The sequence below is a fragment of the Mesorhizobium sp. M0001 genome (genome assembly GCF_040324255.1).
Classification (GTDB): domain Bacteria; phylum Pseudomonadota; class Alphaproteobacteria; order Rhizobiales; family Rhizobiaceae; genus Mesorhizobium.
The window spans coordinates 205,786-220,838 of record NZ_JAMYVS010000006.1 but is presented as its reverse complement, the minus strand read 5'-3'; the positions used below and the strand labels follow the sequence as shown (position 1 = coordinate 220,838).

The 15,053-nt window shown below is 63.2% G+C and carries 19 protein-coding genes, 1 tRNA gene and 1 pseudogene; 6 read left to right on the top strand and 15 right to left on the bottom strand.

Annotated features, from left to right (window positions below; translation table 11 throughout):
* Positions 1-135 precede the first annotated feature (135 nt).
* A complete protein-coding gene (locus tag NKK50_RS19165; protein ID WP_023681214.1) occupies positions 136-342 on the bottom strand; it encodes a hypothetical protein in 207 nt (68 codons plus the stop codon).
* Positions 343-416: 74 nt separating this feature from the next.
* Entirely contained in the window at positions 417-716 is a 300-nt protein-coding gene (locus NKK50_RS19160) for a DUF1236 domain-containing protein (RefSeq protein ID WP_023740232.1), read from the bottom strand.
* Between the two features lie 206 nt (positions 717-922).
* Here NKK50_RS19160 and NKK50_RS19155 point away from each other — a divergent pair, with 206 nt between their 5' ends.
* The 3 genes from NKK50_RS19155 to NKK50_RS19145 all read left to right on the top strand — a co-directional run bounded on the left by NKK50_RS19155 (position 923) and on the right by NKK50_RS19145 (position 2,053).
* Positions 923-1,153 carry a hypothetical protein gene (locus NKK50_RS19155; protein ID WP_032903368.1) on the top strand — a complete coding sequence of 77 codons (231 nt, stop codon included), beginning with the start codon at positions 923-925 and terminating at the stop codon, positions 1,151-1,153.
* 48 nt (positions 1,154-1,201) lie between these two features.
* The gene (locus tag NKK50_RS19150) at positions 1,202-1,510 is read left to right on the top strand and encodes a DUF1236 domain-containing protein (protein WP_352543763.1); all 309 of its coding nucleotides are present in this window, start codon (positions 1,202-1,204) and stop codon (positions 1,508-1,510) included.
* A 198-nt stretch (positions 1,511-1,708) separates the two neighbouring features.
* Positions 1,709-2,053: a low affinity iron permease family protein gene (locus NKK50_RS19145; RefSeq protein ID WP_023672069.1), complete on the top strand. Its 345-nt coding sequence runs from the start codon at positions 1,709-1,711 to the stop codon at positions 2,051-2,053.
* A 101-nt stretch (positions 2,054-2,154) separates the two neighbouring features.
* Here the strand turns inward: NKK50_RS19145 and NKK50_RS19140 are convergent.
* The 9 genes from NKK50_RS19140 to NKK50_RS19100 form a co-directional block, all read right to left on the bottom strand.
* A tRNA-Leu gene (locus NKK50_RS19140) sits at positions 2,155-2,239 on the bottom strand.
* A gap of 294 nt (positions 2,240-2,533) precedes the next feature.
* On the bottom strand, positions 2,534-3,154 hold the full coding sequence (locus NKK50_RS19135) for a 2,3-bisphosphoglycerate-dependent phosphoglycerate mutase (protein WP_023672068.1): 621 nt from the start codon (positions 3,152-3,154) through the stop codon (positions 2,534-2,536).
* 27 nt (positions 3,155-3,181) lie between these two features.
* Entirely contained in the window at positions 3,182-4,003 is an 822-nt protein-coding gene (gene dapB / locus NKK50_RS19130; protein ID WP_023726737.1) for a 4-hydroxy-tetrahydrodipicolinate reductase, read from the bottom strand.
* Positions 4,000-5,859, bottom strand: a complete 1,860-nt coding sequence (locus NKK50_RS19125) for an ABC transporter ATP-binding protein (RefSeq protein WP_352543762.1) — start codon at positions 5,857-5,859, stop codon at positions 4,000-4,002. The genes dapB and NKK50_RS19125 overlap by 4 nt, the downstream gene beginning before the upstream one ends.
* A gap of 279 nt (positions 5,860-6,138) precedes the next feature.
* A complete protein-coding gene (locus NKK50_RS19120; protein WP_023752811.1) occupies positions 6,139-7,158 on the bottom strand; it encodes a glucokinase in 1,020 nt (339 codons plus the stop codon).
* 152 nt (positions 7,159-7,310) lie between these two features.
* On the bottom strand, positions 7,311-8,393 hold the full coding sequence (gene mepA / locus NKK50_RS19115; RefSeq protein ID WP_373420153.1) for a penicillin-insensitive murein endopeptidase: 1,083 nt from the start codon (positions 8,391-8,393) through the stop codon (positions 7,311-7,313).
* A 46-nt stretch (positions 8,394-8,439) separates the two neighbouring features.
* Positions 8,440-9,369 carry an SDR family oxidoreductase gene (locus NKK50_RS19110; protein ID WP_023710340.1) on the bottom strand — a complete coding sequence of 310 codons (930 nt, stop codon included), beginning with the start codon at positions 9,367-9,369 and terminating at the stop codon, positions 8,440-8,442.
* A complete protein-coding gene (queG, locus tag NKK50_RS19105; RefSeq protein WP_023710341.1) occupies positions 9,366-10,520 on the bottom strand; it encodes a tRNA epoxyqueuosine(34) reductase QueG in 1,155 nt (384 codons plus the stop codon). Before queG ends, NKK50_RS19110 begins: the two co-directional genes overlap by 4 nt.
* Positions 10,501-11,193 (bottom strand): glutathione S-transferase family protein, encoded by a 693-nt coding sequence (locus NKK50_RS19100; protein WP_023672063.1) that lies wholly within the window; start codon positions 11,191-11,193, stop codon positions 10,501-10,503. Before NKK50_RS19100 ends, queG begins: the two co-directional genes overlap by 20 nt.
* A gap of 169 nt (positions 11,194-11,362) precedes the next feature.
* Here NKK50_RS19100 and NKK50_RS19095 point away from each other — a divergent pair, with 169 nt between their 5' ends.
* Positions 11,363-12,169 carry an undecaprenyl-diphosphate phosphatase gene (locus tag NKK50_RS19095; RefSeq protein WP_352543761.1) on the top strand — a complete coding sequence of 269 codons (807 nt, stop codon included), beginning with the start codon at positions 11,363-11,365 and terminating at the stop codon, positions 12,167-12,169.
* 175 nt (positions 12,170-12,344) lie between these two features.
* Here NKK50_RS19095 and NKK50_RS19090 read toward each other — a convergent pair whose 3' ends face one another.
* On the bottom strand, positions 12,345-12,722 hold the full coding sequence (locus NKK50_RS19090; protein ID WP_352543760.1) for a YraN family protein: 378 nt from the start codon (positions 12,720-12,722) through the stop codon (positions 12,345-12,347).
* Positions 12,715-13,623, bottom strand: a complete 909-nt coding sequence (gene rsmI / locus NKK50_RS19085) for a 16S rRNA (cytidine(1402)-2'-O)-methyltransferase (protein ID WP_023745883.1) — start codon at positions 13,621-13,623, stop codon at positions 12,715-12,717. The genes NKK50_RS19090 and rsmI overlap by 8 nt, the downstream gene beginning before the upstream one ends.
* A 172-nt stretch (positions 13,624-13,795) precedes the next feature.
* Between rsmI and NKK50_RS19080 the strand changes: the two genes are divergently transcribed.
* Together NKK50_RS19080 and NKK50_RS19075 are read left to right on the top strand one after the other, a co-directional pair.
* On the top strand, positions 13,796-13,981 hold the full coding sequence (locus NKK50_RS19080; protein ID WP_023672059.1) for a hypothetical protein: 186 nt from the start codon (positions 13,796-13,798) through the stop codon (positions 13,979-13,981).
* Between the two features lie 7 nt (positions 13,982-13,988).
* Complete coding sequence (locus tag NKK50_RS19075; protein WP_023672058.1) at positions 13,989-14,177, top strand: hypothetical protein; 189 nt, start codon at positions 13,989-13,991, stop codon at positions 14,175-14,177.
* Positions 14,178-14,290: 113 nt separating this feature from the next.
* On the opposite strand, the pseudogene NKK50_RS19070 reads toward NKK50_RS19075, so the two are convergent.
* A pseudogene (locus NKK50_RS19070) lies at positions 14,291-14,613 on the bottom strand (low molecular weight protein tyrosine phosphatase family protein).
* Between the two features lie 3 nt (positions 14,614-14,616).
* Positions 14,617-14,985: a hypothetical protein gene (locus NKK50_RS19065; RefSeq protein ID WP_155923877.1), complete on the bottom strand. Its 369-nt coding sequence runs from the start codon at positions 14,983-14,985 to the stop codon at positions 14,617-14,619.
* Between the last annotated feature and the right edge of the window lie 68 nt (positions 14,986-15,053).

The window sequence follows — 15,053 nt, the reverse complement described above, 5'->3', positions numbered from 1 at the left end:
TTCTGGACGATGCTTGAGCGCGACGCGACCTCGCCAGCGGGCACGCCTTCGACGCCGGCCCGTAGCAGGAATGTGTTCAGCACCAGAACACTTGGGATCAGCGTTGCGGGAGCCTGCACACGTGAGTACTCCGCCTCACAAGCCTTCCGGCTGGTCCTCGAGGACGAACGACGCTGCAATCAGGTCATCGCCGCTGATGCGGCCACTGCCGCCAACCATGATGGATGCGACTTTCTGAAAGGTCTTCATGTCGGCCTCTGTTATGCGCGCATCGCGCATTCTCGCCCTGAGAGAACCCAGGCGGGTATCAAGGGCTGGCGATGTCTCGACGTCATCGATCATCTTCGATCATCCTGGAGCGCAATGTGAAATCCGCTGCCCGCCGCCATGGCCGGCGGCGGGCGGCAGCTATTCGATCAGTCGTAGACCTTCACAATTTTCCGGGTGCTGGGATCGACCAGGACGGTGCGGTTGTCGACCACGACGTAGCGGTATTTGACGTTGGGAACTTCGTGCAACTCGACCGTATCAGGCAAGGCACTGCCGACGTTCAGCTCCACGCCCGGGATCTTCACCGAAGCCAGCGGCTGCTTTTTTACGTATTCGCGGACGACCGTATCCTGCTCCGGTGTGATGACGACATCCTGAGCTGCGGCGCTGCCGACGCCAGCCAAAAGCAACAAGCCTGCAGCGGCACTTGCAAAGTGGATTTTCATGGTTTTCTCCTCGCGTAATCCGGCGACGGCACCACGCCTGTTCGCCGAGGGACCGAACTTGAGATCAGCCAGATTGTTCCTGTGACTTCAGTCTGCGGCGAACCAGACCAAAGTCGGATATCAGCTAAGACCCAAGTCCCGAGGCGGAACGTTCAAGTGGGGCAGGCGTTTCCCAAATGCAACTAAATAAAACAGGAGAGGAACACATGGCCGACGGCCCAACTGTTGTTAATTCTGGTGGTGGTGGCGGCACTGCGATTGCCGTTGTTCTTGCACTTATTGCAGTCGTAGTATTGCTTATTTTTACCGGCGTCATCAATATCCGCGGCGACGGCGGCAAGGATATCAACGTCAAGGTTGAAGCGCCAAAGGTGGAAGCTCCGGCTGTACCCGCAAAGCCTGCGGCACCTGCCCCAGCCCCTGCGAGTGGCGGCTGATCTGCTCGTATCCACGCTTCCGAACTGACCTATGAAAAGGAAATTCCCATGACCAGATATTTCGTCAGCGCCACCGGCGCCCTCCTCCTTATGGCGGGCATCGGCACCTCGTTTGCCGAGGACGTTATTGTTCTCAAGCCCGAACAACAGACGGTCGTTCGCGAATATATCCATAAGCAGAAGCTGGCCTCAGTCAGTTTGCTCGGCGTCGAACTCAATGTCGGCACGGCACTTCCAGACACTGTCGAGCTCCACGCAATCGACGTTCCGGATGTCCGCTACAAGTATACGGTTGTCGGAGATCATGCGGTTCTCGTCGATCCCGACACGCGCAAGGTCGTGCAGATCATCGAATAACGCGCGAGCCCGCCGCTCCGGTCTGGAGCGGCGGGCTGTGGCTGCCCTGTGAAAGTCTACGGGCAGCCTTTTCTCAACGGGAGGATGTCTGATGTTTAGCGACAAGGAAACTTGGGTCCTGGAAGCTGCCTTACTCGCGGCAATTCCAATTTGCGTAGCCGTCACCGCACTCGTGGCATTTTTGACCGCGGCCTGGATATGAACCGCTTCCTCTTTGTGATGGGCGACTTTCTATCCCGGCCACCGGGCTTCTATGTCCTTCTTGTAGCCATGCTGCTCTGTACTGCGTTGGTGCCATTCGGCCTGACGAATGTGGTCACCTACGCATTGTCGGTAGCGGCCATCGTGATCACCGGCGTTGTGCTGATCCAGGGTTACCGCGACACGGCCGCCATTCACGCCAAGCTTGATGAGATTATCGTTTCGCTGAATGAGACCAGAAACGATGTCGTCGGCTTGGAGCATGCCGAGCCGGAGGAGATTCGGGAGAAGCTCCAGACACTCGAAGAAGAAGCAATGAAAGCGGTTCGCCCGCCGCATTGACCCTCCGCTGGACTATCTGTCATCCATCAGCAAAAAAGCCCGGGAACCGGGCTTTTTTGCTTCGCGTCTAAATCATTTCGGACTTATCCGAAACGGGAATTTGGTGCCCAGAAGAGGACTCGAACCTCCACTCCTTGCGGAACACGGACCTGAACCGTGCGCGTCTACCAATTCCGCCATCTGGGCTGGTGCGGGCTCATGTAAGCGGGCAAACGATATGTGTCAACGCGCTTTTTCGAGGGCCGCTGCCTGCCGGCTTAGTTTCCCGGGGGTCAGCGCCGCCCCTCACCTGCCTGCCGGCATCCTCTCCCCGTACAGTGACGGGGAGAGGGGCGCTCTCATCGATGATTTTCGCCGGTCACCTGCGTCACAAGAAGAGCGCCGAGGCTGCGGCCAGCCCTTTCTCCCCGTCACTATACCGGGAGAACTGCCCGGCAATGAGGGGCAGCGCCGACTCGGCGAATGAGTTGGCCGAAAACCTCACCCCTCCAGCACGTCCTTCGACGCCACAGTGGAATCGGCGTTGAGCTTGTAGATCACCGGCACGCCGGTGCCGAGCTCGAGCTTGACGATCTCCTCGCCGCTCTTGCCGTCCAGCGCCATGATCAGTGCGCGCAGCGAATTGCCATGCGCGGCGACCAGCACGGTGCCACCCTTCAGCACATGCGACTGCATGTCGTGAAGATAATAGGGCCAGACGCGGGCGCCGGTGTCCTTCAGGCTTTCGCCGCCGGGCGGCGGCACGTCGTAGGAGCGGCGCCAGATGTGCACCTGCTCTTCGCCCCACTTCTGACGCGCGTCGTCCTTGTTGAGACCGGAGAGGTCGCCGTAGTCGCGCTCGTTCAGCGCCTGGTCGCGGATCGTCTTCAAATCGCTCTGGCCGACCGCGTCGAGAATGTGCTGGCAGGTCTTCTGCGCCCGGATCAGCGCCGAGGTGAAGGCAATGTCGAATTTCAAGCCGCGTGCCTTGAGCTTCTGGCCGGCTTCCTTGGCCTCCTTGTGGCCCTGCTCGGTAAGGTCGACATCGCGCCAGCCGGTGAACAGGTTCTTCAGGTTCCATTCGCTCTGGCCGTGGCGCACGAGCACGAGAGTTCCCGACATGTTTGCTCCTTCAAAATTATGGATAGTTTAGCTCAAGCCGAGCACGTCCCGCATGGAATAAAGTCCGGGCTTTTTACCGCGCGCCCAGAGCGCGGCCTTGACCGCGCCGCGGGCAAAGATGGCGCGGTCCTCGGCATGGTGCGACAGCGTGATGCGCTCGCCGGTCCCGGCCAGGATGACGCTGTGGTCGCCGACCACCGAGCCACCGCGCAAGCTGGCAAAGCCGATCGTTCCTGGCTTGCGCACGCCGGTATGGCCGTCGCGTGACCGCACATCGTTGCCGGCAAGGGAAATGCCGCGTCCCGCCGCCGCCGCTTCGCCGAGCAGCAAGGCGGTGCCCGAGGGCGCGTCGACCTTGTGCTTGTGATGCATTTCGAGGATCTCGATGTCGAAATCCTCTGGACCGAGCGCGCGCGCGGCCTGCTCGACCAGCACCGCCAGAAGATTGACGCCGAGGCTCATATTGCCGGATTTGACGATCGTCGCGTGGCGCGCCGCGGCCTCGATCCTGGCGTCGTCTTCCGCCGAGCAGCCGGTGGTGCCGATGACATGGGCAATGCGTGCCTGCGCGGCATAGCCTGCGAATTCGACGGTGGCTGCCGGCATGGTGAAATCGAGCACGCCGTCGGCCTTGGCGAACACCGGCAGCGGATCGTCGCCGATCGTCACATTGATGATGCCGATGCCGGCAAGCTCGCCCGCATCCCTGCCGAGATAGGGCGATCCGGTTCGTTCGACCGCGCCGACGACGCGGGCGCCGGGGATCGAATGGATGGCGCGGATCAGCGTCTGGCCCATGCGGCCGGCCGCCCCCACCACCACCAGGCCCATTTCGCTGGATTCGCTCATGCTGTTCTCCCCACCGCCTTCTTGGCGCGGCTGCGCCGGACCGGAGTTTGGACGGGCTTCGAGTCGTCGACAAGCCCCAGTCCGTTCTTGCCTTGAATGCGGTGGAAGCGGGCGTAGGCACTGTTTGGATCGGCCATCAGTGCGGCATGGGTGCCTTCCTCGACCAGGCGCCCCTCTTCAAGCACGATAATGTGGTCGGCGTTGACGACCGTCGACAGGCGATGCGCTATCACGATGGTGGTGCGCCCTTCCATCACATGGGTCAGCGCCTCCTGGACGCGCGCCTCGGCCTCGTTGTCGAGCGCCGAGGTCGCCTCGTCGAGCAAAAGGATCGGCGCGTTGCGCACGATCGCCCGCGCAATCGAGACGCGCTGGCGCTGGCCGCCGGAAAGTGTCGAGCCGCCCTCGCCGACGGGCGTGTCGTAGCCCTGCGGCTGCTGACGGATGAACTCGTCGGCCGCCGCCAGCACCGCCGCCCGCTCGATCTCGGCGTCGGTCGCCGAAAGTCGGCCAAAACGGATGTTGTCGCGTATGCTGCCTTCGAACAGATAGGGCGCCTGCGAGACATAGGCGATCGAGCCGCGCAGCGAGTGCTTGGTGACTTTGGAAATGTCCTGGCCATCGATCTCGATCGAACCCTTGTCGACATCGTAGAAGCGCTGCAGCAGCGCCACGAGCGTCGTCTTGCCGGCACCCGAGGCCCCGACCACCGCCGTAACCTTGCCGGCCGCGGCGGTGAAACTCAGGTTCCTGATCACCGGCATGTCGGCGCTGTAGCCGAACGTCACATTGTCGAAGCGAACCTCGCCGGTGGTGATCCTGGCTTCGACCGCGTCGGGCGCATCGCCCTGTTTAGGCTCCAGGTCGAGCAGCTCGTAAATCATCCGGGCGTTGACCAGGGCACGTTCCATACCGACCTGCGTACGAGCCAGGCGCCGTGCCGGATCGTAGGCCATGATCAGCGCGGTGATGAAGGAAAACACCGCGCCTGGTGGTTGTCCGAGCACCAGCGCCCGGTAGCCGGAATAGGCAAGGACGGAGGTAATGGCGAGACCGCCCAAAATCTCGGAAATCGGCGACAGCCGCTCCGCGACCCGGGCGATCTTGTTGTTACGCTGCTCGGCCGTATCGGCCATGATGCCGATCCGGCGCGCCAGCTCGGCTTCCAGGGTGAAGGCCTTGACGATGGCGATGCCTTGCGTGGCCTCCTGTACGGACCCGTTCAGCCGCGAGTTGATCAGCACCGATTCCCGGTTGATGCGCCGCAATCGGCGGGTGATGTAGACGACGGCCCAGATCAGCGGCGGCCCGATCAGCAGCGAGCTGAGCGACAACACCGGATCCTGGTAGATCATGACGCCGACGAGGGCGATCAGCGAGACCGCGTCGCGGCTGATGGAGGTCAGCGTCAGCGACAGCAGATCGCGAACGCCGCCGACATTCTCGTTGACCTGTGCCGCCAGCCGACCGGAACGCGTATCGTTGAAGAAGTCGACGCCGAGCTTCATCAGATGGTCGAAGCTGCGCTTCTGGTAGCGGGCGACCAGATTGTTGCCGATCTTGGCCAACGCGACCGCCTGGCCGTAACCGGCGAAGCCGCGCAGCACGGAGGCGGCCATGAACCCGGCGCAGATCCAGACGATCATGTCGCCGCGTCGTTCGTAGAAGATCTCGTTGATCATCGGGGCCATGATCCACGCCGTGAAGGCGGTGGTGGCGGAAACAATCAGCAGGCAGCCGACGGCAACGACATAGGTCCAGCGATATTCACTGCCGTTTTCGGCCAGGATGCGGCGCAGCACCGCAGTGACCTCAGCTGGCTGGACTTTCAGTTTGAGTGGACTTTGAGCGGTCAAATCGCGGGCGCTTCGTGGTTTGCTAGAGCATGATGCCGAAAAGTGTGAAGCGGTTTTCGGACGACATCATGCTCTATCTCTTTGATTAGAGCCGGATTCAGATTTCAGGTCGATTCGATCTGAAATCATCCGGCCCTAGGGATGCCAGGCTGGAATTCGGCCCCCTCTTAGCGCCCCGGCTACGGCTTGCCTATGGCGAAACTTCGTCGCGGCCCGAGGTTGGGGTCACGAAAGCGGCAGCCATTTCCAGGAAAATACCCGTTTTCGGGACGAAATGGATCATGCCCGCCAGCGCCGCCCCGCGGTCTGGACGCCGAACAGCGAAGGGTTGCGGGCATAGGCGGCAAGGCCCAGAAGTGCTGCCAGCGGGTGGGTGATGACATAGACCGGCATTGAGGCCATCAGCGCGCTGTGCGGCGCTTTGTCCTCGAAGGCGGCACGGAAATTGCCTTCCTTCAGTGCCGGAACGATCTTTTGCGCGATGCCGCCGGTCAAGAACACGCCGCCGCGGCTCATGAACACCAGCGCGAGGTCGCCGGCGGTGCGGCCGAGGCAGGTGACGAACAGCGCCAGCGCTTCCTCGGCAACCGGGTCGGTCTTGGCCAGCGCCGCCCCGGTGATTTCGGCCGGCGTGGTGAACGGCGCCGGCTTGCCGTCGGCCTTGGCGACCGCCCGGTAGACATTGACCAGACCGCGCCCGCACAGGATCTGCTCGCCCGAAATGCGGCCGTCCAGCTTTTCGATATGCGGGAACACCTCGAAATCGCGCGGCGTCCGCGGACCGATATCCATGTGGCCGCCTTCGCCAGGCACCGGTATCCAGTGGTGGAGGGCATGAACCAACCCGGCGACGCCGAGGCCGGTGCCGGGACCGAGCACGACACGCCCGGCATTCTCCTCCGGCGTGCCGCCGCCGATCTTTTCCATGTGCTCTTCGCCGAGCGCCACGACGGCCAGCGCCTGCGCCTCGAAATCGTTGAGCACGACGATGTCGCCCAGGCCCAGATTGGCAAACATCTGCTTCGGCTTCACCACCCAGGGACAGTTGGTAAGCGGGATCTCGTCGCCATCGACTGGTCCGGCGATCGCCAGCACTGCCGAATTCGGCCGGATGGACGACCGGTCGAGCACCGCCGCCTGGATCGCCTCGTCTATGGTGGCGAAATTGGCGGTTTGCACGATATGCGGCTCACCGGCTTCCGAATTTGCGTCGAGCACGATCGAAAAGCGCGCATTGGTGCCGCCGATGTCGCCGATCAGCACTGGAAACCGCAACGCGGTGTCGTCGTCGCCTGACATGCTCTTGCTCGTCCCCTTTGCGGCGCCGTTGCGACCGTTTCAATCGCCCGGTTTTTCAATCGCCCGGTGTTCAATCGCCCGGTGTTCAATCGCCCGGTGTTCAATCGATTGACTAGCGCATGGCCCCGGAAAGGGAAAGCGTCAGTTCGCCATCACTGTCCGACGTTTGCCGGCGGCCGTCGCCTTGGCAGGGGAATGCCGATCTCCGGCGTGGCGGTGAAGGCGTTGGCTGCGTTTGGCAAGCCGCCCGCATTGCCCGCAATAGGCGGAGGCGCGTCGGGTTCCGGCGCCCTGGCGGCGATCGGCACGCCGCCGCCGCGATAGGTGACGGCTTCGGCCGAGTCCGCGTCGGGCTGGTCGAGCACGAACTGGCATTGTTTCGGCAGGTTCGCCATCGTCATCAGGTCGCGCGCCTTGGGCGCATCCGGGTTCTTGTTGGGGCGCCACGGCTCCTCGGTAAACCACCAGGCCAGCGGCTTGCCGCAGCCGTCATCGTCGGGCGTCGCTTCCTGTCCCTTGCAGTTGGGCGAACCCGGCTGGCAGCCGATGCGGATGTGGAAATGATAGTCATGGCCCCAGAACGGCCGGATTTTTCTCAGCCAGGTACGGTCGCCGGTGACGGTGTCGCACAGCTTCTTCTTGATGCCTGGATTGACCAGGATGCGCTCGACTTCCGGATAGCTCGCGGCGCGCTTCAACAGCTTGGTATGTATCGGCTTCCACAGCCTGTCCTTCACCAGATGCGTCTTGTCGTCGACCATCAGCGTGGCGCTGATGTTTTCGCGCTCCTGGGTCGTAAGCTTGCGGTCGGGCATTGGCGTCAGCCAGATGTCGGCGTCGAGGCCGATCTGGTGCGAGGCGTGCCCGGTCAGCATCGGCCCGCCGCGCGGCTGCGAAATGTCGCCGATCAGAAGCCCCGGCCAGCCGTCGGCGGCGGCATCGCGCGACAGTTTCTCGATCAGCGCAATCATCGTTGGATGACCCCAGCGCCGGTTGCGCGAGGGACGCATCACCTCCCAGTTCTGGCCGTCCATCGGAATGGCGACGCCGCCGGTGAAGCAGCCCTTTGAATAGAAGCCGAAGGATTGCGCCGCAGCCACCGCCGGCAGCTTCTTGGCGCCGAACAGGTCTTTTGCCCGTGGCTCGGCCGTGATTGCGCCCGCCACCAGCCCGGCCAGCGCCACGATCGCCAGCGCCGCCGTCAGGAACGGCCGTCTGCCGGTCAAGGATCGCATCGAAATCGTCATGAACCCCACTGCAAAAGTCCGCAACACAATCGAATCATATCACCCTCGGGCTCGCGTTTCGATTATCTACCTTCATCGGGCTGCGCGGCTCGCCGTCGCGCCAGCTGCCGTCGGCCCACATCCGATCGAACGCCTGGCGGTAGTCCGGATAGCGGAACCGGTAGCCCGCTGCCTTGATCGCGGCGTTGGCGACGCGCTTGTTCTCGCCATAGAAGGACCGCGCCATGGGCGAAAGTTGGGCGGTCTCGAAAGGAATCTCCGGCGGCGGCTCGACGCCCATCAGCGAAGCGGCATAGGTGACGACATCCTGCGGCGGCGCCGGCTCGTCATCGGTGATGTTGAAAATGCCGCCTCTATTGCCACCGATGAGGTGCCAGAGCGCGCCGGCGATGTCGTCGCAATGGATGCGGTTGAACACCTGGTCGGGCTTGACCAGCCGCCTGGCCGTGCCGTTTTCCAGATTGACCAGCGCGTTGCGACCCGGCCCGTAAATGCCGGAAAGCCGCAGGATGGCCACCGGCTTGCCGGTCTCGAGTCCAAGCTGCAGCCAGCCCCGCTCGGCCGCCACTCGCATCGACGAGCGTTTCGACACCGGCCGGCATTCGGCCGTTTCATCGACCCAGGCACCGTCATAATTGCCATAGACGCCGACGGTCGAGAGATAGCCGATCCAGCGAAGCGCCGGCATCGCCTCGATCGCCTTGCGCGCGGCGAGAAGCACAGGGTCGCCGGCCTCCTCCGGGGCTACGGAGATGACAAGATGGGTGGTGGTCTCCAGCGTTTCGCCGATTTCAGGTGTCAGGGCGCCGTGAAACAGCAGCGGCGCGATGCCGGCCTGACGCAATGCCTCGAATTTCTCGGCCGAGCGCGTGGTGCCGAAGATCGTAATCGCCTCCGCATTTGCCCGTGCAAAGGCTTTGCCCGAATAGCCGGCGCCGAAGATAAAAACCTGTTTTTCGCTCATGCGTGCGCCTCAATTGGCAATACGGACAGCCATTCGCCCCGCACTGTCGTGTCGGTTTCAGTGTTCGAGTAGATCGCCGCCTGCCTGTTGAATTCGGCGGCCGGCACCAGCCGCGACAGCGCCCAGATCGCCGCGCCGCGCACCAGCGGCGAGGCATCGCCAAGCAGATCGCGCACCGGGCCGGCCAGCGAAACATCGCCGGAATTGCCGGCGGCAACCAGCACATTGCGGACAAAGCGGTCGCGGCCGATGCGCTTGATCGGCGAGCCGGAGAAAAAGGTCCGGAACGCCGTGTCGTCTAGCTGCAACAGCTCGCCCAGCGGCGGCTCGCGCAGTTCGTCGCGGGCAGCAAGCTTGGCTTCCGAAGCGGCGCGGGCAAACTTGTTCCACGGGCAGGCGGCAAGGCAATCGTCGCAGCCATAGATGCGGTTGCCGATCTTTTCGCGGAATTCTTGCGGGATCGGCCCCTTGTTCTCGATGGTCAGGTAGGAGATGCAGCGCCTGGCATCGAGCCGGTAGGGCGCCGGAAAGGCATCGGTCGGGCAGGCGTCGAGGCAGGCGCGGCAGGAACCGCAATGGTCTACCTCGGTCGCATCTGGCGTGAGCTCCGCCGTGGTGAAGATGGTGCCGAGAAACAGCCAGGAGCCGTGCTCGCGGCTGACCAGATTGGTGTGCTTGCCTTGCCAGCCGAGCCCGGCGGCCTCAGCCAGCGGCTTTTCCATAACCGGGGCCGTATCGACGAAAACCTTCACGTCGCCGCCGGCCCGCGCGACGATCTTGCCGGCGATCTCCTTCAGCCGGCCCTTCATCACTTCGTGATAGTCGCGGTTTTGCGCATAGACCGAGATCGCGCCGCGATCGCGCCTTGCCTGCAGCGCACGCGGATCGTGGTCGGGGCCGTAATTCATTGCCAGCACGATGATCGAGCGCACCTCGGGCCACAGCGTCGAAGGCTCGCTGCGGCGTTGGAGCGTCTCCGCAATCCAAGCCATCGAACCGTGAAAACCATCGGCGACGAATTCTGCCAATCTGGCCGGCGCCAGCGGGATCGCGTCAGGCGTGGTGACGGCAACCGCATCGAAGCCGGCGCGCCGCGCCTCGGCGTCGATCAGCGCGCGCAGGGTTTGGCTTCTAGAAGTCGAGGTCCGCATAATGCGAAACCGGCGACAGGCCGCGAACCCGGTCGGAGAGCAGCGGCCGGAACGACGGCCGCGATTTCACCCGCGTGTACCATTCGCGCGCCGCGGCATGCTCGCGCCAATCGATCTCGCCGAGATAATCCAGCACCGACAGCGTCGCCGCTGCCGCCAGGTCGGCATAGGTGACCTTGCTGCCGGCCAGCCAATGACGGGTGCCGGCCAGCCAGTTGGTGTACTTCATGTGCTGGCGAATGTTGGCGCGCGCCGCGCGGATCGCCGCCGAATCGGGGGAACCGCCGCCCGCCGTTTCCGGCATCACCGGCTTCAGCACGCGCTCGCGCACCAGATGCCGGGTCACTTCGCTCTCGGCCTTGTTGAGATACCAGTCGGTCAGGCGGCGGATTTCGGCGCGCTGCATCGGGTCTTCCGCAAACAGGCGCTTGTCGCGCTTCAGGACACCACGTGTTTCGTCGAGATATTCAGCGATCACCATGGCGCCGACGATCGGCACGTCGCCTTCGGCCAGCAGGATAGGCAAGGTGCCGGCGGGGTTCAGCGCCAAAAACTCCTTGCGCCGCGTCCACGGTTTTTCCTCGATCAGCGCCAGCTCCTCGCCATATTCGCCGAAGGCGAGGCGCACGAAGCGGCAGGTGGCGAACATCGGGTGATGGAAAAGCGTCAGCATGATTCCGCGATATTAAGGCGCACTGGCGAATCGCCGTCCGCACCGGTAAGTCTTGGCGGCCCGTCATGCGGCCGTCACGGTGCTGCGACCTATAGGGGGACTTCCGCGCCGTGACAAGCAAGCCCTTTTGCCAGCCGTTTCCTTCCGTCCCTTGAATGCCGAGGTTGCCATGGATAGCCACACCATCGTCGAAGCCCTGCTGCTCGGCCTGCTGGAGGGGCTGACCGAGTTCATCCCGGTCTCCTCGACCGGCCATATCCTGCTCGCCGGCCATTTCATCGGCTTCCATTCCACCGGCAAGGCGTTCGAGATCCTGATCCAGCTCGGCGCCATCCTGGCGATCCTCAGCGTCTATTTCCGCCGTCTGTGGCAGATGCTGCTCGACCTGCCGCATGATCGGCTGACGCGGCATTTCGTCATCGGCATCCTGATTGCCTTCCTGCCGGCCGCCATCATCGGCGCGCTGGCGCATGATTTCATCAAGACGGTGCTGTTCGAATCGCCAAGGCTGATCTGCATCATGCTGATCATCGGCGGCGTCGTGCTGCTGGTCGTCGACCGCATGAAGCTGCAGCCGGTCTACCGCGACGTCGAGCGCTTCCCGACAAGGCTTTATTTGCAAATCGGCCTGTTCCAGTGCCTGTCGCTGATCCCCGGGACGTCGCGCTCCGGTTCGACCATCGTCGGCGCGCTGCTGCTGGGCGTCGACAAGCGCGCGGCGGCGGAATTCTCCTTCTTCCTCGCCATACCGACCATGGTCGGCGCCTTCGCCTTCGATCTGTTCAAGAACCGCAACGTGCTGAGCAGCGCCGATCTGCCGATCATCGCCATCGGCTTCGTCGCCGCCTTCGTTACCGCGCTGATCGTCGTGCGCTTCCTGCTCGATTACGTCTCGCGCAACGGCTACTCGCTCTTCGGCTGGTGGCGCCTGGTGGTGGGCACTGTGGGGTTGGTGGCGCTGATGATCTGGGGGTGAGCTTTACCCTCCCCCTTGTGGGGGTCCGAAGGACGGGCGAGACAGGCGGCTCGCCCCGGTCAGTCGATCCGCAAAGCGGATCGGGGTGGGGGTCGGCGCCACACCCCCGCCCCGTTTCGCCAACGACGCGTCGCTTGCTCACCGACCCTCCCCACAAGGGGGAGGGTAAAGGCCGCTAACTCCTCCCATAAAACGCGTTCTCGACATGCACAGGCCAGCGCCAGGGCAGCACCGCGATCATGTCGAAGCGCATCGACATTCTGCCATAATCCGGTTGGCGCGACAGCCAGATGTCGGCCGCGCCCTCGATGCGGCGCTCCGATTCGTGGCCAATCGCCTCCATCGCTTCCATCAGCGTGCGCCGCGCCTTGACCTCGACGAACAGCACCAGGTCGCCGCGCCTGGCGATCAGGTCGATCTCGCCGAAGCGGGTGCGATGCCGGCGGGCGAGGATGCGATAACCTTTCAGCATCAGCGCCGCCGCCGCCAGCCACTCGCCGCGATGGCCGCGCCGATAGGCTTTTTGGCGGCTGGCGGCCGGGCGCTCAGCCACCTTCGCCTTCTCCAACCGCATCCCTGAGTTCCAGCAGCCGGCGGTAGAGCGACTGCTTCTGCCCGCCTGTCATCTTCGCCGCTTCCGCCGCCGCCTTGGACGCCGGCATTTCGGCGGCCAGCGACAGCAGCAGCCTGTCGATGTCGGCGGGTTGGTCGGCCTTGATCTCGGCGGGCCCGACGCAGATGACGATCTCGCCCTTCGGCGTGTCAGCCGCCGCATAGTGGTCGGCCAGCGCCTGCAGCGTTCCCGTCCGCATCTCTTCAAAAGTCTTGGTCAGCTCGCGGCCGATGGCGGCCTTGCGCCCACCACCCAGCGCCTCGACCATCGCAAGCAGCGTATCGGCCAGCCGGCGTGGCGACTCGAAGAAGATCAGCGTTGCCGGCACCGTCTTGAAGGTCTCCAGCCTGGTCAGCCGCTGCCCAGATTTCACCGGCAAAAACCCCGCAAACAGGAAGGCGTCGGACGGCAGGCCCGACGCAGTCAGCGCCGCCAGCGGCGCCGATGGGCCGGGGATCGGCACCACGCGCAGGCCGTGCTCCAGCGCTTCGCCGACCAGCCGGTAGCCTGGGTCGGAGATCAGCGGCGTGCCGGCATCCGAAATCAGCGCCACGCTCTGCCCGGCCTCGAGTGCTGCGATCAGCTTCGGTCCCGCCTCGCCGGCATTGTGTTCGTGATAGGCGGTTGTGCGCCTGCGGATGCCGTAGCGGTCGAGCAGCACGCGTGAGACGCGGGTGTCCTCGCAGGCGACTATGTCGGCGGCAGCCAGCGTTTCCAAGGCGCGCAGCGTGATGTCGGAGAGGTTGCCGATCGGCGTCGCCACCAGATACAGCGCCGGCGCCAGCGGCCGGACTGCGACCTCGGTCTGCCCGATCACATAGCTGCGTTTCTCGCCGGTCACCGGGTCTCTCCATTTCGCCCTGTTTGGCATGGCGCGCGCCGGGTTGCAAAACTCCCGAACGTCGGGCCAAACCTGACGCCGATGTAACCCGGCGGCCATGTCTTTGCCACAGTGGGGAACGAAAGCGTGGCTGGCGGATTGAATACCTGAGTCTCTTGAGGAGGAGGACAGGATGGACAGCCTGGAATTGCAGGACGTTTTCGAGCCCTATTATGCCGAGCGCAAGCGCTTCACTGCGCGAAAGGGCAAGCGTGCGCTCGCCGAAAGCGACACCGGCCTGGCCAGTCGGACGGCCACCGCCTTGCCGACGAATGTCAGGCTTTCGGACAACAAACCGGACAGCACGACGGAGCACTGACCGTACGATGCCCAATCGTTTCGATATCTTCATCACCCGTCTTGAAACGAAGAGCGCCCGCGAAGGCGCGCCGCCGCATCCGATGAACGACCAGAACAGCGTCCGCCGGGACAAGAGCGACGCCAAGCCGGCCCGGACCGGAGAGGCGCATGCCGAGAAACACCGCGGCAAGCGCCGCTTCAAGCACGACGCTTGACCTTCGCGATTGGCGAGGACCACCCTCACTTCGTCATCACGGGCGAGCAAGGAGCGAAGCGACGCGGCGCAGACTCGAGGATGACGAACGCGTGGTTGCGAAGCCCCCATAGTTCAATCGAGATATCGCGAAGCCCGTGCCTTCAGAAGGTCGATCAACTCCGGATCCATGGATCCGTAGTCATCCGGGATGTCGAGGCAGATGACGCGGGCCTTCTTCAGGCTCTCCTTGAATTCTTCTGCAGCTTGGTGCGGTGCGCTTTTTCCATCACGAAGACGATGTCGGCCCAGGCGACCAGTTCATGCGTCAGCGGCGTGTCTGCATCGTGATTGGTGCCGGCCGACTCGACCTCGATATCCCTACGTTTGGAGAACACCTGCTCGGCGGTCGGGCTGCGCAAGCGGTTCTGGCTGCAGACGAACAGGACGTTCTTCACCGACTACTCATCCCAGATCTTACGCAGATTTTTGCTGAGAGGGATGTACTGATCAAATGTGAGTCCATTCAGATCAAACTCGAGCAACTCATCCTTGGCGATTCCGCGAAGCTTATTTCCAATATATGTTATGAAACTGAGGACAACGCTGAATTCGCTCAAGTGGGTCAATTTTAGTTTCGATGTGACCGTTGCGTTCCTGATGAAAATCGCCTGAGCCTCAAAGAGGTCGTCTTGCTCTGGAGATCTCAAGATTTCGGTCAATCCAAACTCGAACACATCATCCGTGTTCAATGTCATCAAGGTCTCGTGGATCAGGAACGTCATCGCAGGAGTCACCTCGGATGCGGCGCTGGCACGCCAGCGGTTCAACAAGTCGACTTTCTAACATCCTTGCTCAAGCCGATAAATCGTCCAACAGCCCGGCCATTTGCCCTGTG